The 23,247-nt window shown below is 39.4% G+C and carries 20 protein-coding genes; 10 read left to right on the top strand and 10 right to left on the bottom strand.

What is annotated here, in order from left to right:
- Nucleotides 1-62: 62 nt before the first annotated feature.
- The 3 genes from phhA (at nt 63) to IG80_RS0100280 (ending at nt 2,918) form a co-directional block, all read left to right on the top strand.
- Nucleotides 63-854: a phenylalanine 4-monooxygenase gene (gene phhA, locus IG80_RS0100270; RefSeq protein WP_032112109.1), complete on the top strand. Its 792-nt coding sequence runs from the start codon at nt 63-65 to the stop codon at nt 852-854.
- Nucleotides 855-990: 136 nt separating this feature from the next.
- Nucleotides 991-1,857 carry a lytic transglycosylase domain-containing protein gene (locus tag IG80_RS0100275; RefSeq protein ID WP_052045791.1) on the top strand — a complete coding sequence of 289 codons (867 nt, stop codon included), beginning with the start codon at nt 991-993 and terminating at the stop codon, nt 1,855-1,857.
- A gap of 263 nt (nt 1,858-2,120) precedes the next feature.
- Nucleotides 2,121-2,918 carry a protein-tyrosine phosphatase family protein gene (locus IG80_RS0100280; protein WP_032112110.1) on the top strand — a complete coding sequence of 266 codons (798 nt, stop codon included), beginning with the start codon at nt 2,121-2,123 and terminating at the stop codon, nt 2,916-2,918.
- Between the two features lie 262 nt (nt 2,919-3,180).
- On the opposite strand, the gene IG80_RS0100285 is transcribed toward IG80_RS0100280, so the two are convergent.
- The 3 genes from IG80_RS0100285 to IG80_RS0100295 all read right to left on the bottom strand — a co-directional run bounded on the left by IG80_RS0100285 (nt 3,181) and on the right by IG80_RS0100295 (nt 6,450).
- The gene (locus IG80_RS0100285) at nt 3,181-4,239 is read right to left on the bottom strand and encodes a hypothetical protein (protein ID WP_032112111.1); all 1,059 of its coding nucleotides are present in this window, start codon (nt 4,237-4,239) and stop codon (nt 3,181-3,183) included.
- A 101-nt stretch (nt 4,240-4,340) separates the two neighbouring features.
- Nucleotides 4,341-5,117 (bottom strand): 16S rRNA (adenine(1518)-N(6)/adenine(1519)-N(6))-dimethyltransferase RsmA, encoded by a 777-nt coding sequence (gene rsmA / locus IG80_RS0100290; protein ID WP_052045793.1) that lies wholly within the window; start codon nt 5,115-5,117, stop codon nt 4,341-4,343.
- Nucleotides 5,118-5,172: 55 nt separating this feature from the next.
- A complete protein-coding gene (locus IG80_RS0100295; protein ID WP_032112113.1) occupies nt 5,173-6,450 on the bottom strand; it encodes a peptidylprolyl isomerase in 1,278 nt (425 codons plus the stop codon).
- 190 nt (nt 6,451-6,640) lie between these two features.
- On the opposite strand from IG80_RS0100295, the gene IG80_RS0100300 reads away from it, so the two are divergent.
- The 3 genes from IG80_RS0100300 (at nt 6,641) to IG80_RS0100310 (ending at nt 11,391) form a co-directional block, all read left to right on the top strand.
- Nucleotides 6,641-7,771: an LptF/LptG family permease gene (locus IG80_RS0100300; RefSeq protein ID WP_032112114.1), complete on the top strand. Its 1,131-nt coding sequence runs from the start codon at nt 6,641-6,643 to the stop codon at nt 7,769-7,771.
- Nucleotides 7,761-8,864, top strand: coding sequence for an LptF/LptG family permease (locus tag IG80_RS0100305; protein ID WP_032112115.1), 1,104 nt, complete (start codon nt 7,761-7,763; stop codon nt 8,862-8,864). Before IG80_RS0100300 ends, IG80_RS0100305 begins: the two co-directional genes overlap by 11 nt.
- 295 nt (nt 8,865-9,159) lie before the next feature.
- Nucleotides 9,160-11,391, top strand: coding sequence for an LPS-assembly protein LptD (locus IG80_RS0100310; RefSeq protein ID WP_032112116.1), 2,232 nt, complete (start codon nt 9,160-9,162; stop codon nt 11,389-11,391).
- A gap of 386 nt (nt 11,392-11,777) precedes the next feature.
- On the opposite strand, the gene IG80_RS0100315 is transcribed toward IG80_RS0100310, so the two are convergent.
- Nucleotides 11,778-12,212 (bottom strand): DNA polymerase III subunit chi, encoded by a 435-nt coding sequence (locus IG80_RS0100315; protein ID WP_052045794.1) that lies wholly within the window; start codon nt 12,210-12,212, stop codon nt 11,778-11,780.
- Between the two features lie 57 nt (nt 12,213-12,269).
- Nucleotides 12,270-13,763: a leucyl aminopeptidase gene (locus IG80_RS0100320; protein WP_232224290.1), complete on the bottom strand. Its 1,494-nt coding sequence runs from the start codon at nt 13,761-13,763 to the stop codon at nt 12,270-12,272.
- A gap of 285 nt (nt 13,764-14,048) precedes the next feature.
- On the opposite strand from IG80_RS0100320, the gene IG80_RS0100325 reads away from it, so the two are divergent.
- From IG80_RS0100325 to IG80_RS0100340, 4 genes are all read left to right on the top strand, one after another.
- Nucleotides 14,049-15,005: an EipB family protein gene (locus tag IG80_RS0100325; RefSeq protein WP_198027050.1), complete on the top strand. Its 957-nt coding sequence runs from the start codon at nt 14,049-14,051 to the stop codon at nt 15,003-15,005.
- A gap of 112 nt (nt 15,006-15,117) precedes the next feature.
- Nucleotides 15,118-15,360 carry a ribbon-helix-helix domain-containing protein gene (locus IG80_RS0100330; RefSeq protein ID WP_032112119.1) on the top strand — a complete coding sequence of 81 codons (243 nt, stop codon included), beginning with the start codon at nt 15,118-15,120 and terminating at the stop codon, nt 15,358-15,360.
- Nucleotides 15,361-15,687: 327 nt separating this feature from the next.
- Entirely contained in the window at nt 15,688-16,167 is a 480-nt protein-coding gene (locus IG80_RS0100335; RefSeq protein WP_156961972.1) for a hypothetical protein, read from the top strand.
- Nucleotides 16,168-16,190: 23 nt separating this feature from the next.
- Nucleotides 16,191-18,515, top strand: coding sequence for a hypothetical protein (locus tag IG80_RS0100340; protein WP_032112121.1), 2,325 nt, complete (start codon nt 16,191-16,193; stop codon nt 18,513-18,515).
- 333 nt (nt 18,516-18,848) lie between these two features.
- Here the strand turns inward: IG80_RS0100340 and tgt are convergent, their stop codons facing one another.
- The 5 genes from tgt to IG80_RS0100365 form a co-directional block, all read right to left on the bottom strand.
- A complete protein-coding gene (gene tgt / locus IG80_RS0100345; RefSeq protein WP_032112122.1) occupies nt 18,849-20,039 on the bottom strand; it encodes a tRNA guanosine(34) transglycosylase Tgt in 1,191 nt (396 codons plus the stop codon).
- Nucleotides 20,032-20,829: a queuosine precursor transporter gene (locus IG80_RS0100350; RefSeq protein ID WP_232224291.1), complete on the bottom strand. Its 798-nt coding sequence runs from the start codon at nt 20,827-20,829 to the stop codon at nt 20,032-20,034. Before IG80_RS0100350 ends, tgt begins: the two co-directional genes overlap by 8 nt.
- Before the next feature lie 369 nt (nt 20,830-21,198).
- The gene (gene rpmB / locus IG80_RS0100355; RefSeq protein ID WP_032112123.1) at nt 21,199-21,492 is read right to left on the bottom strand and encodes a 50S ribosomal protein L28; all 294 of its coding nucleotides are present in this window, start codon (nt 21,490-21,492) and stop codon (nt 21,199-21,201) included.
- Between the two features lie 68 nt (nt 21,493-21,560).
- A complete protein-coding gene (locus tag IG80_RS0100360) occupies nt 21,561-22,166 on the bottom strand; it encodes a hypothetical protein (protein WP_156961973.1) in 606 nt (201 codons plus the stop codon).
- 83 nt (nt 22,167-22,249) lie between these two features.
- A complete protein-coding gene (locus IG80_RS0100365) occupies nt 22,250-23,236 on the bottom strand; it encodes an ArgK/MeaB family GTPase (protein WP_052045798.1) in 987 nt (328 codons plus the stop codon).
- Nucleotides 23,237-23,247: the final 11 nt, after the last annotated feature.

The raw sequence follows: 23,247 nt of genomic DNA on the forward strand, positions 1-23,247 counted from the left end.
TAAGTTTATACAGTTCAATAACATTAATAACATACCCCCTTTCTTTAGGGAAGGATACTGATATGAAAGATTATTTAATAAATCAAAACTGGCAGGATTATACTGAGTCAGAACACGAGATGTGGCGCACTCTGTTTAAACGCCAGGAAAAGGTTTTAGAAGGGCGAGTTGTCCCTGTGTTTCTAGATGGCGTGAGAGAGTTAGGGATGGCCGCCAGCGGTATCCCTCGCTTTGAAGCTTTAAGTGATATATTGAAACAGCGAACTGGCTGGGAAGTTGTGGCTGTGCCTGGGCTGGTGCCAGATGACGTCTTTTTTAGATTATTAGCGGAAAAAAAATTTCCCTCCACTTGTTTTATTAGAAAGCCTGAACAGATTGACTATTTGCAAGAGCCAGACATTTTTCATGATGTTTTTGGTCATGTGCCCTTATTAATTAATCCTATTTTTGCTGATTATATGCAGTATTATGGTGAGGCTGGGTTGAAAGCGCTTGGGCAAGACTGTTTGCATCGGCTGGCGCGGCTTTATTGGTATACAGTTGAGTTTGGGCTGATTCAGACTGACGAAGGTTTGCGCACCTATGGTGCTGGTATCGTGTCTTCTTATTCTGAAACAATCTATTGTGTGGAGGATCCAAAGCCTAACCGTATTATGTTCGATTTAAAGCGAGTGATGCGTACCAATTATCGGATTGATGATTTTCAGGAAACCTATTTTGTTGTTCCCTCGTTTGAGTCTTTGTTTGATGCAACCAAGGCGCAAGATTTTCATCCTATTTACAATGAACTTGCTCCGTTACCTGATTTTGCTGCTAATGAGGTACTAAAGTGCGATGAGTTGGTTTTAATTTAATTTTGCGTTAACCATTGGTAGGCGATCATGAACTTAACAAATTTTAATAAAACAACCGCGATTTGGATGTAATGAAAAAATATGGCAAAAGATTGTATTGCTATCTGACCAGCTTTCAAAGAAGGTATGGTGATCCATGTATTTTTTAGCACAGGGATGGCTACAGCTCAGCAAGCATGTTTTTTCTTCTTTCATCATTAATTTTGTCTGCCTATCTGCGGCTTTTGCTATCTGTGAGAAATTTATTAGCCGCTTTGAACGTCAGCATGGAATTCCTGAAAAATTATTATCTGCTATTGCGATTGTCGAATCAGGGCGTAGTTTTGGTGGGGAAAAAGTTGCCTGGCCGTGGACGATTAATGCGAATGGCGTGCCTTATATTTTTGATACAAAAGAAGAAGCGGTGACTAAGGTTAAGGAGCTCCAAAAAAGCGGTGTTCGCAGTATTGACGTTGGGTGTATGCAGGTGAACCTCATGTATCACCCTGATGCATTTGAATCAATAGAAGCCGCTTTTGATCCTGAAAAAAATATTGCTTACGCGGCTAGCTTTTTGAAGCAGAAAATGACTACACGAGGGAATTGGCATCACGCAGTTGCTGATTATCATTCAGCAACTGAAAGTTTAGGCGACCCCTATAAAGAAATGGTTTTGCAGACACATAAAAAAATTCAAGGTCAGTCAACAGTTCCCGATGTTTTATCCATGACAGCAAAAGCTCAGCCAGATGTTGTGAGAGTGCCAATGGTGGGGGTAGGTCAACGTCAGGCCCCTGTGAATATCCGATTTGGCTCCTTTTTAAATCGGGGACAGCAGGCCCAAAAGCGGGCAAGGGAAGGGCGAGGAAATGGGGCTAGTTTTTATAGTATAGCTGCCTCAAAAGGGGGGACGCATCGGACAAATATCACGACGAGAACCCGAAAAATACCTATGGAAGTTTTTGCAGCTAGGGAAAATAGAACGTCTTTACACAAATCAGCGCGCTTTCCAGGGCATCGCTAGGTTCTGTTGTCTCTCATTCGCCCCTATAAAACATTTCAAAATCCCCCTTAGGTGCTGTGCACTTAATTCACGAAAATTCATTTTGGCCCTATTTGTTTGCGTTGTTACAGAAGAAAATTTGAGTCAAGACTACTGGTCATCATCTTGTTTCTTTAACTGTTTTTAGTCTAAAAATATTTTTTATTAGAAAAATTTTAAAATATATTGAATAAATTTATAAATTACATATAAATTGATTAAAATTTGTAAATTATTGAATTGTTGTGCGTAAAGTTTTAATTATTTTATCTTCTTTGACCCTAACTTTAACCATTATTGTTGCGTGGGTGATGTTGGATGGTTATCGGGTCTATCGTTTTCGCACCTCCCAAGATGAAATAGCGATACAGTCAGGTGTGGATTTGACTGGCCTTCGCGATTTGCATTTATCAGGTAGTAATCAAATTGTCTTTCGCGACCTTTATAGAAAATTAGAAAATGTAAATATGCCGATTTACATTTTAGATGTATCAAATAACTCAGCGGGCTATATTAGGGAATTTACGGCCGACTTTTTTGGTTATCCAAAGTCCACAAGTTTAAAGCATTACATTCGGCGCCTTTTGATTATCGGACGCTTCAAAATTAATAAAAGTGATTTACGGTCAGAAGCTGAAGTAGCAGGAATCTATGGTTTTCACTACTTTCATATTCCTTTAAATGCACGAACAATCCCCACAGACGAGTTTGTGGATAAGTTTGTCGCAGCCGTTGAGAACATCCCCCATCAAGCTTGGATCCACACTTATTGCCAAAGTGGCCGAGGGCGCACCTCACTGGCAATGGTAATGGTTGATATTATAAAAAATCATGATTTAGTTGCTTTAGAAGATATTTTGAAACGCCAATACTTATTGGGCTCTCAAGATTTATCAGATACCAGTTTATGGCGCAATGGAACTTACACGCAACAGATGTTGGATGATCGTAAAGCCTTTATCATTCGCTTTTATCATTTCCTAAAACAGCGCCATTCTGGTGGTAGTCGCTCATGGGTAGAATGGAATGCAGCAGGGAATTAAGATAGTTGGTGCTTTAGTTTAGTTGCTTTCACAAACGTGTAAAAAACTTAAAATTAATTGCGCTTAATATCTTCTTAAACATCAACGAAAAGAAAAACTTTAAGGGGACAATCCTCACAACAAAGGGGGATGAAAAAGAAAAAAATTCTTAGAAAAAGTTTGTAAAAAGAGATAGCATTCAATTGATTCTTGGGTAACTCCCAAGAATCATTGTTTAAAAATCAAAAAATAGGCCGCTATAGCTCTGCCGCAAAAGACAGAATTAAATCTCTCTATATTTCTCTTGTTTTTCTTTCAGCTCACGAATAATTTCCTTGGGAAGAATGGGAGATAATTCACCACTACTTGTGGCTGTTGCTGTTTTGCTGCGGGACCTGGTGGGAGAGTCGGCCTTAGTGTTTTCTTGTTTTAATATTTCGGATTTTGACTTTTTTGTGGCTGCTTTTTTGTCAACTCTTAGGGGTTTTGGTGTAAGAGAACGGGGTTCATCCTTGCTGCTGGTAGCCGATCCAGAAGATGTTAAGCTTGGCAATGATTCTAGTGCTCCCTTAGGAGAAGGTGGTGGTGAAACATTCTGAGGGTCCTTTTTACCAATATTTGTGGCTTTTGTAAAAAATTCTCTTAAAGCTCTACTACTACTACTTTTTTTGCTTTTTAAGCCTCCTGATCTTGGTGAATCACCCTGCCTTTCTTGTTGAGTTGGTTGTGGCATGGACGCTTGAAATCCCACGCTTCTTGTCAGAATTGGAGAAGCTTTCCTTAGCATAGAGGAGGGTTTTTCCTCCTGTAAAGACCCGGAGTCAACTTTTTGAACGGGAAAAGAGAAGCAAACGTTTTCGTGTTTAGAGAAATCCTCGTTAATAGCAGTTTGACTTCTCGTCCCAACAATTTTGATAATCAATCCGTCAACGGCTTTTGGGCTAAAAGTAAATTTTTCGAATTGAGAGAGGTCAGGTTTACCAGTTACAGCAGTATAGGTAATGTGGTGCTGCCCCGGGACTTCCGATGAGTTTTCTAAGCTTTTTAATGGTGGAGAAACGTGAGTCATTGTAAATCGCGTAGCGTTTCTTGGTTGCTCCTTGCTTTTACTTTCTTGGAGGTCATCAAAGAGTGTTTCCATGATTTTCGGATCAATCGAGTACGTTTTTTGGCGATCGTAGTGGCCCATAAGGATGTCTTCAAAGGAAATTGTTGGCATTTCATCTTGTTGAGCTTTTTGTTGGGGAGAATGCGGAGGGGCTAATTCTGGTGATAAATGATCAGCTGCAAAAACAGTTGTCGCAAGAAAGGCAGGTACGGTAAAGAGTGTGATTTTTATCATTTGTTAATACTCAAGTTTGGGAAAAAAAATTAGCTCTTTACTATATGTAAGATTATTCTTAAAGATTTAAAGAGAAAAGTTTCGCAAAGAAGCAAAAAAAATTAACTTTTCTTCTTTAATAATAATGCTAAAGCAATAAAGCTGTCTAGCGCCAACTGTTCTGGTCGAAAATTAGGATCTATCCCAGCACTAATAATCTCATCTTCTGACAAAATGGGTTTAAGGCTAGAGCGTAGCATTTTCCGTCGCTGACCAAAAGCACATTGAGTGACGCGACTCAAATAGGGGACAAGACTCAGCTCCTCTAAGGTGAGCTGTTTAGGGACAAGGTGGACGACGGAGGAGGTTACTTTCGGCGGCGGTGTGAAAACCCCTGGTGGGAGATCAAATACCCTCGAGGTATGGAGCAAATATTGACATAAGATAGCCAGACGACCGTAATCCTTTGTATTAGGTAGAGCGACAATCCGTAAAGCGACTTCTTTTTGGAACATCAGCGTAAACGACTGCACATTCGTTAAATCCTCCAGCCAACGGATGAGAAGCTCTGTGCCAATATTGTAAGGGAGGTTAGCGATAATACGAAAGGGCAAGTTGGTTAAGGATTGGGGCTTTATCTTTAAAGCATCCCCGTGAATCACATTCAATGTACCCGGGCAAGCTTCTGATAATTCTGCCAACAGAGGAAGGCAGCGAGCGTCACGTTCTATTACTATAATGTTCGCTGCTTCAGCTTCAAGGAGTGCGCGCGTGAGTCCGCCGGGTCCTGGCCCGATTTCAATGACAGTTTCTCCTTTAAGGGATCCTGCGACCTTTGCTACTCGACGGACGACGTCCATGTTGAGCAAGAAATTTTGGCCAAGATTTTTCTTGGCCATCAGTCCGTATTTGTTAACAGTTTCTTTTAAAGTAGGAAGGTTTTCTAGCAAAGGATTACTTCACAACTGAGGCGTATTTTGGATCTTTAAAGTCCAAGTAAGCAACGGATAATAAGCGTCGCAATTCTAGGGCCGCGTGCTTTGACATTTTTTGTTGTTCCAATTGAGCTCGTACGTGATTTCTATCGGGTAGTCCTGATTCAGCTTTTTTGTAGTCACATACCATTTGTACCAAAAGCCCCTTTTCTGTCGGAATTGGCTCAAGACATTTGCCAAGGGACGCTGATTTCAATAATCCTTGTAGCTGTTCAGGCAACTCACCCATTTTAATATTAGAATTGTATTTATAGTCAATGTTGAAGGATTTGGCTTTGCTTTTGAAGCTGTCACAACCTTTGACATTCATGAGCTCTTCTAAGAAAGCAGCACTTTCTTCATAAGATGACGTTGGAGTTTCAGGCAAAAATACTTGGCAAAAAGTGATTTTTGCCTCGTTAGGGTCTGCTTCGCCAGCCTGGCGAATTTTTCTGAGTTTGATAATTTTAAAGCCGGCAGGGGTACGAATTGGTGGTGAAATTTCCTCCGGTTTTAGTTTTCGAAGGGAGCTGGCGATGGCGGGGTCAATTTCTTCCATAGTAACCCAATCTAAATCACCGCCGGAGGCCGCGCTAGAATCTTTAGAAAGTTGTTGTGCCAACATGCCAAAGTTAGCACCAGCTTTCAGATCAGCGACAAGCTTATGTGCGTCATTGAGAACACTACCTTCTTGTCTAGGAGAGCTCACCAATAACATGATTTCTGAAACTAAATATTGGGTTTGGTTTTTGGCATTTTCCATTTTTTCCAAAGCTTTATCAATGTCTTTATCGCTCACATCAGGGCTAAGTGGGTATTCTTGACGAATATATTTAACCCAGTACATTTGCGCTTTAATACGGGTTGCCAATGTTTCCTTAGGTATACCATTGCTGCGTAGGATATCTGAGAACTGCTCATCACTCATGCCATTGTTTTGAGCCATTGCCTGGATGGTTTGGTTAACCTCGTCATCTGAAACGTTAATCTTTTTGTTTTTTGCTGCATGGATTTGAACTTTTTCTTGAATCAGGGATTGTAAGGCTTGATTGCGCATATTCTCCATATCTTGCTTTTGGGCAGACATTCCACTCATTAACGTAATGAGTTTAACGCGATTATCCAAATCTGACTGAGAAATGGGATCTTTGTTAACAATAACAATAATCTTAGAAGTTGCAGCTGCAGGAAATGCAAAGGTGTTTCCAACACATAGGAATTGCAGAAGAATAGCTATAGTAAAGTTTTTTAAGCGCATGGACTAGCCTTTTACCAAATTTTTAATAGTTTCAAGTTGCTATTAATTAACACTATATAGTACAACTAAAATCAAAATACGAGTTTTTCTGTACTACCTAGAGAGTTTTCTTAAAATTAGAAAGGGCTATCCACCCTTATTATCAAACTATATATAGGTAGTTAGAGTCTATGAATCCATAAAAATGTTGATGCAAGGAACAATTATTTCACGCCATTTATTGAGGCAACTCTTTATAGCAGTCACGTTGCTGACTGTTATATTGGTTTTTACTGCTTGGCTGACACAGTCTTTGAGGTTTTTAGAAATTGTTGCAAATAATGGCATTACTATCACCAAGTTTATCAAAATTATTGCGTTTTTATTGCCAGGTTTGGTGATCGTTATCTTACCAATTTGTTGTTTGATTGCAACGGCATCTACCATTCATAAGCTTAGTAGTGAAAACGAGTTTGTAATTTATCAGTCAGCTGGATTGAGTCTCTTGCAGATTGCGCGCCCATTTTTACTCATGGGAGCGTTTTTGGCAGGATTTACGCTCTGGGTGAGCAACAGCATAGCGCCGCAATCGGCAGATAAATTTACAGGCCTAAAGAACAGCATTGTCCAAGAATTTTCTTCAGCTATTTTACGCGATGGTGCTTTTTCTAAGTTTAATGGGATGACCATTTACGTGCAGGACCATATAGAAGGCGACAAACTCCATAATGTTTTTATATACAAAGATGAACCAGGCCAACCGCAAGTCTCCATTTTTGCCCAGAAGGGTGAAGTTATCACAAAAAATGGTCGGATTTATCTAGAGCTGTTCAATGGTTGTCGGCAGATTCAGGCAACAAAAATTGAAGAAAATAAAGCATTTTTCTTTCATGAGTTACTGTACGATCTGGAAGTTTTGCAACCGCAAGCCACCGCCGTTATCTCTGATAGTGCTTTTTCTCTATCCCAGTTATTGTGTCCCGCAGCGGACCTCCCAAGCACCGATCGCTTTAAAATGATGGCAGAGGCTCATAAAAGAATCATTGGATCTTACCTTGCTTTCTTCTTTATCTTGCATGTAGTAGTCCTTCTTTTAACTTCACCATATCAACGGGGAGGGGATAGCAAGATTGTTTTGTTAACGGTGGCTTCTGGAGTTTTATTGCAGATTACTATCTATGCTTTGATTAACATGATCAACAAGTCATATCTTGTTTTATGTGTGGCTTACCTTTTATTGATTGGGCTTACTGTTTTCTATTTTATTTGCTTGGCCAGGGCCAAGAACGTTTTCTCACTTTTTCAAAGAACTAATCAGAGAAGTATGAGACATGTTTCTTAGGTACTTATTCTCCAAAATAAATCTATATTTTTCCAAAGTATTTCTGCTTTGGATTTTGATTGTTATGGGAGTGGCATTATTTGTGATTTCTTTGGCTGAGTTTGCAGAGTATAGCAGGCGACTCGTGGGAGCTTCAGCCGTTTCACTGGGTGAGGTTATTAATTTAATTATTCTGAAAATTCCCAAACATATTCAGATAGTTTTACCATTTGTTATTTTTATTGCTGCGACTATTACGTTTTCGAAGTTGAATCGAACGAGCGAGATTACAATTGTTCGTAATTTAGGCATCGCTATTCGTCAGATTATTGCTGGTTTTAGTACTGTTGTGGTAATGGCATTTTTAATTCTCATTGTCATTATAGATCCTATTTCCTCAATTCTCACCCAAAAACAGAGTGAGATGGAAAGCCGTGCTTTTTCAGATTCTAATGTGACAATTAGCATTTTTGATGATGGGATTTGGTTGCGTGAAAATACAGATAATCGACAAAGCATTATTAACCTTGAAACGATTGATGTGCCTCACAAATTGTTTCGCAATGTGACCTTTCATAATTTTTCAGAGCCCGCAGGATTACAGGAACGACTATTTGCGAAACAAGCAAAAATCAAGAATGGCGAATGGCTTTTAGAAAATGTAACTATCTTTAGTCTTGGGAAAGGGACGCGTATTGTTGACTCATATGAGCTGAAAACATATCTCACCTTTCAAAAAATCTTAGATAGTAACTTGCCACCAGACTTTTTATCCTTTTGGCAGTTACCTGATTACATTAGATTGCTAAAGAAATCCGGACTGTCTGCAGTGCGCTATTCCTTGCATTGGCATAGTATTTGGGGATCTCTTGGAGTCTTTTTTGCCATGATTTATTTGGCGGGATCGTTCGCACTGCGACCCATTCGACGGGGGGGGACAGTTACGCTGGTAGCTCTGGCCGTATTTTCTGGATTAATTTTTTACTTTTTAAACAACGTGGTCTTAGCTCTGGGATTAGCTGAAAAGCTACCTATATTGATTGCGGTTTGGTGTCCAACAATAATAATTTTATTGTTAAGCCACACATTAATATTGCACCTTGAAGAAGGATAAGTCTTAAATATAGTAAAATTAACTTAAATTCGATGTAAGGATAAATAAGAATGTCAGTTATCTTAAAGTTTTTGCTATCTTCAGGCTAGATGAAGAGGGTTTTCAAAGAAATCTTACTTAATCATGACCCTAGATCCAGGCTGTTAGATTTTTATACATGGATTTAGGCGCCAAGAAAAAAGTAAGATTTACTATGAAAAATCAACTTCTTGTAGTTCACGGATGACCAAGGAAGAAATTTTCCTACATTAAACTCAAGTTAAATTAATTTATAAAACCGATGTTATTTAAAAAAATGAATTTTAGGTCACTAGCTCTTACAGCAGCAGTTCTGTTATTATCCTCCTCGCTGGGATTTACTTTAGCATCGACATCGTCGAAGGAAGATCCTTTTGTTCTCATATCAGATGATTTGGACTACAACGAACAGACCAAAACTGTTGTTGCAGAAGGAAAAGTCTATGTCTCCCATGATCACCAATTATTATACGCAGATACGTTAAGATATGATCAGCAAAATGATACTATTTATGCGGAAGGGAATGTTTGGCTGCGGGATAAGGACGGAATTTTTTCTTTTTGTGACTATGCAGAGTTAAAAAATAAATTCGATGATGGGTTTGTAAATAATATTAAGATGCTTCTGGTTGATAATTCCCGCATGGCGGCCATTAAAGGACAGAGGTTTCATGGTCAAAAAACTATTCTATGGAATGGTGTTTATTCTCCCTGTCATGTGTGTAAGAAACAGCCAAATTCTCCGCCCTTATGGCAGTTAAGAGCCAATAAAGTTATTCATGATTCGGCGAAAAAAGAGCTTGTTTACCATAACTTATTTATGGATTTTTGGGGAATTCCGGTTTTCTATACACCTTACTTTTTCCACCCTGATCCAAGTGTCAAGCGCAAGACCGGTTTATTGACACCTACATTTGGGAGTAGTGGTGATTTTGGCTTTATCTTTGCACAACCATTTTTCTGGGATATCAGCCCAAACAGTGATTTAACCCTTTACCCTATATATACAAGCAAAGAAGGGCCAATCATTGGTGGAGAGTATCGTCATCTTTATTCTTCTGCAGATATGCGAATTAACGCCAGTTTTACGGGCGACAGCCACAATCATAACGCCCAAGCCAACAACCCCAATGCTTATCGCGTCCCAGGAAAGCATCGTTGGCATGCTTTCTTTGATACTAGGGTTGAGGTAACACCAGACGTTCTCTTTACGGCAAAGATTCGTCGGGCGAGTGATTTAACTTATCTTAGACGCTACCCAATTACGATTGGCAATACATCACCAATAGAATTACAGACAGCCTTAACCTCTACTTTGGCCCTAGAGCGGTTTAAAGATACAAGCTATGGTGTCGTCCGTAGCTATGTTTTTCAGGCAGATAATCCTAAAGTGGTGCCGTATATTTACCCAGTCATCGACTACAATTTTGAGACAATGCCTGGGGATTTAGGGGAAACGTATGGCTTTAATGTCAATATGTTGAATTTAAGTCGTCAATCAAGTATCCCTGGTCAGGTTGCCAGAAAGATGAGTCGTGGCTCTTTGGACCTTTATGGCCAAGTCCCATATGTTTCCAATTGGGGTGATGTCTGGCAATTAAAGGCAAGAATGCGGGGGGATATCTATACAATTAACGGGTATCAGGTAACTCCCACCGATGATCCTTATCATGAATTTAGGCGCCGTCTATTTCCCCAAGTTTCTTTAAATTGGCGTTATCCTTTAGTGAAGTTCTTCGATTCTTCACAGTGGATCCTTGAACCCGCAGCGATGATTGTCACAGGAACACAAGCGGGGAACTCTATTGATATTCCCAACGAAGATACCCCTTTTGTTACCTTGGATACGACAAACCTTTATATGATGAACCGTTTCTATGGGGTGGACCGTGTTGATACTGGGAATAGAGCTGTTTACGGTTTCCATTCGCGTAATTACTTTAGAGATCAAAAACATATCTTCTTGTTTTTAGGCCAAATCCAGCGATTAGATCATAAAACAGCACTCCCATATTCATCTGGTGAAGATAATGACGGCTCTGGCATTGTTGGTAAAATTGATTTTAAACCGCATCAACTTATTCAGCTACAATCCAGGTTTATTACGGGCAAAAAACAATTTAGATTTGATGTTGCTGAATCTTCTGTAGGATTAAATTTCAACTATTTAACCTTAAATGTTAGCCATATTTATTATGGTTCAAGGTATTCAACTTCAAAGAAAACAAGCTCACAAATGAATTGGGGGATAACAACTGCTAGATATAAAGATGTCACTTTAACTTATGGGGAAATTCGTAACCTAAGACCTGAAGTGAATGATGTTAGAGTACTATCAAGAAGCGTGATGTTAGCCCATGAGAATGAGTGTTTGAAAACAACTTTATCAGTGGTCCGTTTAGGCTATAGCGATCGCGACCTTCGCCCCGATACCAGAGTAATGTTACAATTAACATTTAAAAACTTAGGTACAGTGATGCCTCTTAATATTAACGGCTTCCAGAATTAATGGTGTTAAGGTTGTGTCTTCTTGACCCGATGCTTTGCTATTCAGTAAACGGTGCAGACGTGGTCAAAGAGGATGATAACCTTCAAGTGCTTTCATCCGTTACAAGGGCCTCAGATACCTAGACAAAATTTACGATTATTGAAGAATATAACTCCCCGCGCCTCACATAGAGAGTTTATAAGTGGAAGTAACGAGCTTTTTCATCTTTTTACAGGAGATACTTGTCGTCGAAGAAATCAGTCAATGATCTAAGCGGGAAGATAGTTTTTTTCTTGTAGGCTGCGTCATCCTCCTAAAAATTTTTAAGGTGTGGATGCCATTTTAGGGCTAGGTTGAGAGGTGAATGAGTAGGGTATCTTCATTTCATTCACCATTTCACAGGAAATTTAAATTGTTTCCCAGGCACCGGTCTCACTTTGGCGCCAAAAAGCCATGGGAAATCCTGCATTTTTATATTTAGTATAACGATCTCTTGCCCTTTTGAGACTGAGCTCGTCATTGCCATCAAATACATCTAGACATTTCTCAAACTCTGAGCTTTCAACGTAGGCCCCATTCGTGATAATGACTAAAGTAGCTTCATTCACATTTTTTAGTTCTGTGGTCAACCAAATGGGTTGATGTTTAGGATCGCCTTCATAACCGTGCGGAACAAAAGCGCCAGGAGAAAAGGTCCATAAAACGGTATTTAATGCTTCAACACGTTCTTGGCTCTCACAAACAATAAGGACACGGTAACCTCCTTGGTAAATTTTTTCAACCAGTTTAGGGAGTGCTTTTTCTAACGGTGTTTTCAATAGCTGATAAAATGAAACTTCCATAATGCCCTATCGCAAAAAATTTTCCCCCTGAGACCAAGTTTCAAGGGGAAGGGGGAGTTAGTGTTCGTAGTGCGTTGCAACAAAATGATTCAAAAGCCTGACACCAAAAGCAGTTGCGCCAGCTTGGGCCAGGGACCCACCTTTTTTATTCCAGGATGTCCCCGCGATATCAAGGTGAGCCCAAGTTGTCTTGTTAACAAAGCGTTGCAAGAATTGGGCGGCGGTAATGCTGCCAGCACCCCGACCAGAGCCGATGTTTTTCATATCAGCAACGACAGAATCGATGTCTTTGTCATAAGCTTTTGCCAAGGGGAGGCGCCACAATTTTTCACCTGTTGCTAGGCCGCAGTCAGCCAGATTATTGGCAAGTTCATCACTGTTTGAGAAGAGTCCTGCATGTTCATTGCCAAGAGAAATAATGATTGCTCCCGTTAATGTGGCCAAATCAATCATCGTCTTTGGTTTAAATCGGTCTTGAGTGTACCATAAAGCGTCAGCCAAAACCAGGCGACCTTCGGCATCTGTATTAAGGATCTCGATAGTTTGCCCGGATAAGGATTTCACAATGTCACCGGGGCGTTGTGCTGAGCCAGAAGGCATGTTTTCCACAAGACCCATGACACCAATAGCATTCACTTTTGCTTTTCTTCCCGCAAGAGCACGCATTAATCCTAAAACAACGCCAGCACCTGCCATATCCCACTTCATTTCATCCATATCGCCAGCAGGCTTAATGGAGATTCCACCCGTATCAAAAGTAACTCCTTTGCCCACGAAAGCGATAGGATCCGCGTCTTTTTTACCACCTTCCCAATGCATCACAACCATGTGCGATTCTTTTTCGCTGCCAAGACCCACGCCCAGGAGAGCGTTTAATCCCAATTTTTTTAGATCTTTTTCATCAAAAATTTCAACCCTAACACCGAGCTTTTCAAGTTCTTTGGCTCTTTCAGCGAGTGTTTTTGGATAGATAACATTTGGAGGTTCGGAGACAACGTGACGCGTCAAAAAGACCCCTTCTGAGATTTCTTCAAGTGTTTTAAAATCTGCTTTTGCTGCGGCGGTATCGTCAGTAATAAATTCCCACCTTTTTGTCTGGCAACGGTCAGATTTTTCAAGCTGTGTGCGATAATCATCAAAGCACCATGATTTCAACAATACACCATTGGCAATAAGAGCAGGAGCGACAAGATCTTTCACATTCGCCTTAATCTCTGAAGTGACAATTGTCGCGTACTTTTCCTGGGAGTTGCCTAGAGAGGTGTGAATTTTTGCCCCTAAAGTTTCAATATCTTGGGCGGATAATGGTTTTTCTGCATCCACACCAATTACAATCACTTCAGAAAAAGGGAGCCCTGCTGGCTGTGGAAGCTTAACAATACTTCCCTTTTTAAAGGAAAAAGAGTCAGCTCCGAGGATTTTTCTAACTTGACCATTTAATTTTTGGTCAATGTCTTTGGTTATCCCGTTAAGGGTTGTGCTGGATTGTAAAAGAACAAGAACGCCTGAATCGTGGCTAATTTTATCGTTAAAGCTAATGCGCATTTTCATCCCACGTTATTTTGAAATCTAATATTTAATTTTACTTTATTTTGAAATGATTTTAAAGGGAATACAAGGGTTGATTTTGTTAAAAGAGGCTCCTGCTGATCTTTACGAAGAGTAAATGGTGTGATGGGATAGACACGTTGTTGCATAAATATCACTGTAAAACGCGGATATTACTTTATATTATAAGGGATAAGCATTATTAATTATTAAAGGGACTCTAATGTATTAATATTTGGATCAGGCTGTAAAATGTTTTTGGGGCGTAGTTTAGGACTGTTTTTATCAATGAGTGTTGCTGTACAGGCAAATAATGGCGAGGGATATCTTAGTTCTATTAAAAAATTTTTTAATCAATATCTTCAGGTAAATTCCTCGCCGGTTAATTCTAGCAAAGAAAAAATTGCAGGAATGACTTTTCCTGCTCAAAATAAGCCAAAAAATGACGCAATACCTCAAAACTCAGGTGATTCTCAATCAAAAGAGAAAACTGTTCCTCAGAATCCAGCTGCTATCATTTTACCCCACATAGCCACCTACAAAATTTCGCTTGATAAAGGCTCCGTCAATGATGACATTGACGATGCAAATGGATTTATGACAATTAAAATTTTTGATACGGGTGATGGTTGGGTGTTTGAGCAAAACTCAAGTCTGATTATTTATTCAACCTCCGGCGAAGGGGAGCAAGTTAACACCAATGTCGCAACTTGGCAGGATTATGCCGGTAATCATTATCGCTTTAATTCTCGCACGTTAAGGAATGGCCAAGAAGAGGATGTCATTCGTGGGGAGGCTCATAAGGGCGCAGAAAAAGCCCCTGGAAAAGTGATTTATCATTTGCCAAATTATGCAGAAATGGACATTCCCCATGAAACAATTTTTCCTTTACATCATTTAATTAATGCAGTTCAAAAGGCAATGCTTGGAAATTCTGTCGTCTCAAACATTGTCTTTGATGGGAGTGCTGAAACGCAAGAAGCAGTGGCGGTGAACACGGTGATTACCCCTGCAAAAGAATCAAAGCTCAATATTATTAGTGATAAACCGCTGCCTGCAGATTTAAACAAAGTTTGGTCAATGAAATTAGGGGTTTATCCATTGAATAGTAAAAGCCCTGACCCAGATTATGAAATCAAGCAGGATGTCTTAAATCACGGTATTATTAAAAATATGACGCTTGATTACGGGACTTTCCAGGTCATTGCCACGTTGGATAAAATTGAGTTTTTTACTTCAAACTAAGGGAGAGCTCTGTGCGCCTGATTTTATCAAATCTCCTTTGGCTTTTTTTAGCTAAATATGTCTCAATACCCTCTTTAAGCAGAAGAGAGGGGAGAGAAGCTAGAGATCAAAGATGACAGGAATCGTCAAAAAATCCATCAATCTCTCAGGTCATCTCACCAGTATTTCCCTTGAGCCGGAATTTTGGGATGCTTTAAAAAAAATTGCTATAGAAGAAGGGCTGTCATTGAGAGCGCTTGTCCAACATATAGATCATGATCGGCTGAAGAGCGATTCAATTTATAACCTTTCCAGCGCTATTCGGGTTTTTGTCTTAGGTTATTATAGTAAACTAAGCGCCAAGCTGGTCCTATAAAAAATCAAATTTCCAATTAAAATTACAGTAATTACTTGATTTTATTTTCTTTTATATTACGCTTCAGGTTCTGCAACCTAGGCGCTACCCTCTCTATTACTCGGCGACAGAGCCTGCTCTCTTTATAGAAACCCCACCATTTACGTCATTTATGAATGAGTGTCGTGAGGTAATTTGCCAAAACCATAAACTCACAAATGAATGTAATATAATTCTCTTAAAAAAATTAAAAATGAAATTAATAAGTTATTGTGGAACGTAGAGTATAATAATATTGTTGTGTCATGGAGTTTTGCAAAAAAAATAGTAATCAATATGGTGGCTTTTATGGAAGTTTTAAATATTTTCCTCATTCTTCTGGGAATTTGTGGTTCATGCAGTGGGGCGGAAAAGGGGACTGATACACTTTCTTTTTCCGAAAATTCAAGGAATGGAAGGAGAATGACAGTAGTTGCGCATACAAATCTCAGTGTCGAAAATAGCGTCGCGCTGTTAAACCAAAAAATTGAGAAGCAGCAAGAGTCGATTGCAGCATTACAAGAAGAAAATAAAGTGCACAAAACAGAGATTAAAGAATTACAGCTTGTTATGGCAATATTAGGAAATAAACAGCCAGTATACCGAAAATTAATACCGGCCGACGTTGTTGCATGGCTTTCCTTTGGTGTGGCGATTGTCTATACCTCCCAAGTTTATGATGGGAATGTGATAATAGCAATAACAGCTTTTTTACCGACTTTAATGTCTTTTTATTGGGTATTAAAGAATATTCGTGAGCAGGCCAGCGTGGCAACACACCAAAATTAGACCGTTTTGAAAAGGAAAGATGTATGACCGATAAAACTTCTTTTGTTTTTCATTTGCTCTCGCCGCTCCTATCTGTAGAGCAGTTTCCCGTCACTGAACTTGCCCCCCCACCGCAAAGGCGTATCGTTGCAGAATATGAAGCTTTAATCCCTGTTCCAGATTCAGTTTTTGCTAGAGCCTCGTACAGTGAGGCGAAGAAGCTATATGCAAAATTGTTGTTTAATGACCCATGGATTGATGGTGGACATGGCGACAAAAATACATCCTGGTATGAGATGTTGACGGAAATACTCAATGGTAAACTTATTAATTTAGAGGAAAAACTTTATAAAAAGTTAGAAAATAAATATCGCAAAGAAGTCGATGAGGTTGATCAAGCAACTCTAAGCCAATTTTATTCCATTGGCCATTGGGTTTATAAAAAATATGGCCCAGCGATTAGTCGCAAATGTGTGGAAGGCAAATTTGTTTCTTTGAACGAGCAAGGAAATTACAAAGCTGCAGCTAATTTTGCCTGGAAACATATGTGGCAGTTAAATGATAGTTCACTTGCTCATCGATCTTTTATTGCGTCTATCCAAGGGACACCATTATTAGCTTCTCATACACAAGGGGCACAAGAGAAGATTGATGTGAATGAAAAAATGCTAAAAATCTGGCAGCTCCGATGGGAGGAGTCCCGCAAAATGGATGCTTTTATAACCTATTTTCGTGATTACCAATTTATTTGGCAGCAATTAGTGAGGGATCCGAAGCTTGCTGAAAATATAACAGAAAATGCTATGCAAAAATATCCTTCGATTGTCGAGAAAGCTAAGCTTGCTAATCTAATAGCGGAACTTAACGCCTCTTATTTGAATATGATGCTGCAGACAAAACAACAGTCAACCTTTTCTAAGTATGCCCAGGATGGATTAAATTATGTGGCGCATAAAATTTCACTCTTCAGTGGAGAAATAAAGGAGCCAAGACACTGGGATGAGTTAAAGATTATAGCAGAGCGTTATATCGAGAAAACGATGCAGAACTTGCCTCAAACCTATCAGCAAAAGTTTACACCAGAAGAAGCTTTTAAAACATATATTCAGGCTGTTGAAGAAGATCGATTTATTTATGCAAAATGGTTAACCCAAACGATTGTTAGTGAAGTGTCTGGTGATAATTTACAAACTAGCGATAAATTGCCCACTGGATCTCGCTTTAATTGGCAGACAGAAAAGACAAGTTTTGATAATTATCGCAGATCAGTGATGCAGTTATTAGAAATCTATGAGCATGTGGGAAGTATTATGCAAACTATCATGCAGCTTCAGACTGAGGTCTTTAAAATTGCTGATTTTACAGAGAAAAAGTTACCCAATCCATTTATGGATGCCCATGGTTTTATAAAACAGAGTTTTTTATTTTTGCGTGAGATTGATTCCTTGCGCATTCAAATGCGATTAGGGTATCTCAAAAAAATTAAAACGGACATTAATATTGCTGACATTGATTTGTTCTCACGTATTTCTAATAGTATGAATGCAAAATTGCACCGCTATTTTATGGAAGGAAATATTGTGGATAAAACAACTTCCTATCAAGAGACAAGCGAGATATTATTGCCGCAAATATTTATGAAGTTTGACTCAATTTTGAGTAGTTATGGGTGGTATCTTGAGCGATTAAAAGGAAAAGTGAAGGTGGCAACTTTGCAAGAAGAAGTAGCTCAACGTCAGCAGCAGTTCGCAGATAATAAAAGATTTTATCCCATTTTCTTTGATTTTGAGAAGCTAAAATCATATGTGGAGACAGCACAATACTCCGATCGAGCTCTCAATATTTTCTTGTACAATCTCAAGTATCAACTCAAAAATTCAAGAGGTCTAAAAATTAGCTTGTCGAAAGGAAATATTACAAAATTCATTGAGCAAATGCAACGTTTGAGTGGATATTACGACAGATTGATTCAGTTGAATAAAACAATTGCTTCCGAGCATCGTCATGCTCAAACAGTCAAGAAATTGCTCCAAAGTTGCTTTGGCACGAGGGCCGGATTGTATGACAGTTTTGTAAAATATTATATTTCGCAGCAAAATAGTCAAGAAAGCTTAACATTAGGGAGAGTGATTTCAAGTGCTGTACGCAAGGCAACTAGGGTTTGCTCCATAGGTCAAATCTCTGATCAAACACCTTCATATCCTGATGTGATTAAAGAAACAGAGGATACTATCCTTAATCTGGAAAAAGGAGTGAGTATCTTAGAAAACCTGTCTATTGGGCACAAAGATAAAAAAACGGCGCCTCAGCAAAGTCTCAATGATAGTGTAATTATTGATGATTATATGACAAAAATAGCCTCTTATTGAGGCTTTTTATATTCACTAAAAAAAGGAAAAAACGCTTCACCGGACTGGCCTGCCATGTGATGGCCATAATCCCGTTTTTTTAAGGGGTTTAGGTATAATATTACTGTCGTTATCAACGTTTGTGCATTTTTCGGCGTAGAGGCACGATCTCTGTTATGTCTTTCTCAATTTATCTGGCTCTAAGTCAAGAAGTAACTGTAAATCTCAGGCTGGCGAAAAATAGTCTGTTCTGCGTTTATTACTTGAGGTTGTATAGTAATGAGATTAATTATGTATTAATGCCGTATGCCAGTCCTCATTATTTATACTTCTTATTCTGATTGTTTTACCTCTCTAATCAACGAGCCAGTTTTTTGCCTCCTCTTCAAGACGATCGTCATGAATGGCTTGGCGTATAGCTTCAAGCAGGCGATTCATATATCGAACATTGTGCACAGTAATAAGGGTATGTGCAAGCAGTTCTTGTGCTTTTAAGAGATGGTGGATATAACCTTTGGTGAAAGTTGTGCACGTCGAACAATCGCAATCAGACTCAATGGGAGTAAAGTCCGCGCGATAGCGGCTATTGCGTAAGTTAATATGCTCGCGCCTAGAATCATCTGGCATGTTGTGTGGTTTCACAAGAGCGCCACCATGGCGCGCTAGGCGTGTTGGGTGGACACAGTCAAAGGTGTCAATTCCTTGAGCCACACCATTGAAGATATCACGAATTCCACCAATGCCAAGAAGGTGAATTGGACGCTCTGAGCTTAATAGCTCTGTTGTCATCGCTACAACGTCGTACATTTGCTCCTTACTCGCCCCAAGAGACCCACCCACAGCATGACCGTAGAACTCATGAGAGTTAACAAAATCGCAGCTTTCTTTACGCAAATCCTCGTAGACACCACCTTGAATAATCCCGTAAAGTTTTTGTTTGCCGTTATCATGCTTTTTGAACTCGTTCAAGCTTCGAAGCGCCCAACGATGACTCATGCGGGTAGAGCGTTCGGTATAGCGTTTATCAACATGGAATGGCGTACATTCATCAAGTACAACAGCGAAGTCAGGCCCGAGTAAGCGTTGAATTTCCACCGACCGCTCAGGAGTGAGCAGATAGGTTTGGCCATTAATATAGGATTTGAATTTGGCGCCTTCTTCATTAATCTTGAGCAGTGTTTTTGGGCGTACGTTTTGCCGTTTTCCTTTTATTTCATCAGCTACCGATCCATGTCCCAGGCTAAAAATCTGAAAACCACCTGAATCAGTCAGCATCGGTCCTTTCCACCCCATAAACTTATGTAATCCACCGGCTGCAGCGACCACTTCAGGCCCGGGTTGCAGCATCAAGTGATAGGTGTTTGACAAAATCATTTGGGTTCCGGCCCCCACCATGTCCTGCGGCGAAACAGCTTTCATTGCAGCTTTAGTCGCGCAAAAAATAAAGGCTGGCGTTTGAATGGTTCCATTTGGCGTTTTTAACACGCCCAAACGTGCCTTGTTTTTTTTCGAGGAGCGGACATAAGTAAAAGAAAAATCAGTCATTTTTAGGCAAACACTTATAACTTAGATAGATAATTGGAGTTGAGAGCAGGCTTACAATAACTCTCGCTAAATATGTGCAAAGAATATAGGTAAATACCAAACTTTTCAAGCTTACAGGTACAGGCGCTAAAATTACCCAGGCGATCGTGCTGAAAATTATATTATCGAGGAGCGCGGCAATAATGGATGAAACATTTGTGCGCAGCCATAACATTTTTCCTGAAGTTGCCACCTGGAGTTTATAAAATATATGAATTTCAAACAGTTGGCTTAGAGCAAAAGCCGTTAAACTAGCAATCAACAAGCGAGGCGATGGCAGGAACAAGGTTTCGATAGCAGAGTGGTATACGATGTCGCTAGCGAGGGGGGGATGACCAATAGTGAGCAGCATAAAAATCGTCATGAAAATTTGCATTACAAAACTCAACCAAACCCCTTTTTGTGCTGCTTCTTTGCCATAATGTTCTGTAATAATATCACTGACTAGAAACACAGTTGCAAAAATAATTGTTCCTAAAGCCACTGGTTCAGGGGAAAAACTAAAATTAACCACTTTTAATACTTGAATATTGGCGGTGATGGTTGCCAAAACACTATAGGCATAAAGACCAACAATTCCAAATAAACGCATGGAACTTAAAATGAAGATGACACAAAAGAAAAAAGTAATCCATGAAACACACTCATTAGAGGATTGCTGCAACAATGAAATAAAGGGGATAATAAATTGTTGATCCATACGTTCTGACTCATGTGTTATTTTGTGGGAAGTATTGAAAAGTGAGGTCACTCTTATCCACGTATGCTGCTCTCGAGCCTAAACTGGAAATCGATAGGGGAAGAGGGCAGCAGGCTTCTGGCAAGGGTCAATTACTAACTAATCAGAGAATGACATCACAACGGAGGAAGTACTCATACTTCCCTTCAACTCCCGTCCAATAAAAAACCGCGCCTTAGAATTTAAAAACGCGGTAAATATATCCTCAAAATATTTAGAGGTAGGAGCTGCTGGCTTCGTATTTTGGGATTCAATTTTATCCTGGTACCTACTAAGGTGCACAACTTATTAGCATGGCGCCCGAATCAATACCGCCAAAAACTTGCCAGCCTACCTCATGTCATTTCAAGTATTGTAAATATAATAAGACAACCTGAAAATTTATTTCGCAGCTTCAGCTTGATGCTTGATAATAAGTTTTTTCAATCGAGCAACTTTAGTATCGAATTTATCTGCCTTTGCATTGATCAAAAAAGAATCAATACCACCATTATGTTCAATGGTACGAATGGCATTTGTAGAAATCCGTAGACGAATTGCGCGACCTAGTGTTTCGCTCATAAAGCTAACTTCTTGGAGGTTTGGTAAGAAACGACGGCGGGTTTTGTTGTTTGCGTGACTTACGTTGTTACCCGATTGAACGCCTTTACCAGTTATTGCGCAGCGCTTTGCCATAATAATGCTCCTAATGGAAAAATACAAACTTGCAAGATTAATAACCTACTTCACCCCTTGTCGTCAAGTCACTTTTTACTATTATTGAAAAGTTTATACTCCAAAGTCCCTCCCAATAAGTTTAAATTAACCGGCGGCTTATCAAGTTTTTCTTCATTGTCAAAAGTAGTATTATATTTAAAAGTTCGTGACGCAGCAGAATCATCCAAGATGAATTGATCAATTAAATAACTCCGTTTGAGTTTTTTAATTGCTTGGTTTGTTTGGATAATTAACTTGACTGTATTTTTATGCTTTTCATTTGCCTTCAGTGTTCCCTTGAAAATTATTTGCCGTGTTTGACCTAATTCTTTAATTGTATACTGTAACCTTTTAGTATAGGAGTAAATTTTACGTATTTGAGAATCATATATTTCAAATAAATCTGCCACAGTAGCTGTATATATCTGACCATTTTCAATGTACTGACGTTCAAATTCAATTTCTAACAAAGGAGTACTAAGAAGTTTGTTTTCGATGCGAAAATCAGCAATTTTACCCACATTTTTAAACTCTAAAATAGGAGTCATTTGTTTATCAAAAAACACGATAACTCCATTTTCAAAGTGATCAATTCCCACCCACGTAAAGCCTCTATCAAAAATACCACTTTGAATTCCTGTAATTTTATTCACAGAGATCTCAATTTTTTCTTTGAAAGGTTGGGCAAAAGCAGGAAATACTAAAAGAATTAAGATGCTTGCGCACAGATTAGATATCATAAATTTTTATCCATTTCTAAACATGATTTTAGGTAGTCTGTCATGGTGGTAAGCGATTGCTTTAAAGAGGATTCCTTTGTTTCCATAGCCAATTTTTGAGCAGCAAATAATCGCTTTATAGGAGGAGATTGAAGGAGGATCTCAAGCATTTCTTGCGGAGCGATTCTATCTAATAAATGAACTTGCTTCTGCTGGCGCTCTTCAGGACTGAGAAGATATGAACACATCATTTCTATAATTTCACCGATCCCCGTGCCATCCTTCGCAGAGCACAGCTTAACGGGGGTTTTATGTCCTGTTAAGACAGACAATGCTGATCCATAGTGCATGGCTGTCAATTCTGCCGTTTTTTTCAAAGCGCCATCATGCTTGTTAACTGCAATAAGATCCACAACTTCTATAATTCCTTTTTTTAGGCCTTGAAGTTCATCCCCAGCTGCGGGCGGAAGAATTAGAATAAGTTGATCGACTAAATCTTTAATATCCACTTCATTTTGGCCAATCCCAATGGTTTCTACTAAGATGAAATCATAACCTGCAGCCTCAATCACGTCCATTATATCGAGTGTCGCCGCGGTAATACCGCCAAGATATCCTTTGCCTGACGCACTAGGCCTGATAAAAACTTCCTCACAATTGCTCAATCGCTGCATCCGAGTTTTATCAGCCAAAACTGAGCCACCACTAATAGGGGAGGAAGGATCGATTGTCAATATAGCTAAGGTAAAGCCTTTTTTTACAAGCGACAAACCAACACTCTCGATGAGCGTTGACTTACCTACACCCGGTGGTCCAGTAAAGGCAATTTTACGGCTAATATAAGAATTATCTATTTTTAAGACTGATAGTACTTCCAGGCCTATTGCCTTTTTATAACTAAGGCGAGATTCAAGAAGGGTAATCGTCTTAGCTAGTGCTCGGGCGTCCCTGACTTTAATACCAGAAGCCAGTTCTAGTGCCAAAGGGGGAGGGACATAAGTCATAAAAGTTACCT

This window comes from Candidatus Paracaedibacter symbiosus, from assembly GCF_000757605.1.
Taxonomy (GTDB): domain Bacteria; phylum Pseudomonadota; class Alphaproteobacteria; order Paracaedibacterales; family Paracaedibacteraceae; genus Paracaedibacter_A; species Paracaedibacter_A symbiosus.

Coding starts and splice junctions, on each gene's coding strand:
- tgt (WP_032112122.1), bottom strand. CDS start 20,039: ATGACTGATTTTTCTTTTACTTATGTCCGCTCCTCGAAAAAAAACAAG.
- rsmA (WP_052045793.1), bottom strand. CDS start 5,117: ATGGCCAAGAAAAATCTTGGCCAAAATTTCTTGCTCAACATGGACGTC.
- IG80_RS0100295 (WP_032112113.1), bottom strand. CDS start 6,450: ATGCGCTTAAAAAACTTTACTATAGCTATTCTTCTGCAATTCCTATGT.
- IG80_RS0100335 (WP_156961972.1), top strand. CDS start 15,688: ATGGAAGTTTTAAATATTTTCCTCATTCTTCTGGGAATTTGTGGTTCA.
- IG80_RS0100330 (WP_032112119.1), top strand. CDS start 15,118: ATGACAGGAATCGTCAAAAAATCCATCAATCTCTCAGGTCATCTCACC.
- IG80_RS0100365 (WP_052045798.1), bottom strand. CDS start 23,236: ATGACTTATGTCCCTCCCCCTTTGGCACTAGAACTGGCTTCTGGTATT.
- rpmB (WP_032112123.1), bottom strand. CDS start 21,492: ATGGCAAAGCGCTGCGCAATAACTGGTAAAGGCGTTCAATCGGGTAAC.
- IG80_RS0100325 (WP_198027050.1), top strand. CDS start 14,049: ATGAGTGTTGCTGTACAGGCAAATAATGGCGAGGGATATCTTAGTTCT.
- IG80_RS0100275 (WP_052045791.1), top strand. CDS start 991: ATGTATTTTTTAGCACAGGGATGGCTACAGCTCAGCAAGCATGTTTTT.
- IG80_RS0100305 (WP_032112115.1), top strand. CDS start 7,761: ATGTTTCTTAGGTACTTATTCTCCAAAATAAATCTATATTTTTCCAAA.
- IG80_RS0100315 (WP_052045794.1), bottom strand. CDS start 12,212: ATGGAAGTTTCATTTTATCAGCTATTGAAAACACCGTTAGAAAAAGCA.
- IG80_RS0100340 (WP_032112121.1), top strand. CDS start 16,191: ATGACCGATAAAACTTCTTTTGTTTTTCATTTGCTCTCGCCGCTCCTA.
- phhA (WP_032112109.1), top strand. CDS start 63: ATGAAAGATTATTTAATAAATCAAAACTGGCAGGATTATACTGAGTCA.
- IG80_RS0100320 (WP_232224290.1), bottom strand. CDS start 13,763: ATGAAAATGCGCATTAGCTTTAACGATAAAATTAGCCACGATTCAGGC.
- IG80_RS0100300 (WP_032112114.1), top strand. CDS start 6,641: ATGCAAGGAACAATTATTTCACGCCATTTATTGAGGCAACTCTTTATA.
- IG80_RS0100285 (WP_032112111.1), bottom strand. CDS start 4,239: ATGATAAAAATCACACTCTTTACCGTACCTGCCTTTCTTGCGACAACT.
- IG80_RS0100310 (WP_032112116.1), top strand. CDS start 9,160: ATGAATTTTAGGTCACTAGCTCTTACAGCAGCAGTTCTGTTATTATCC.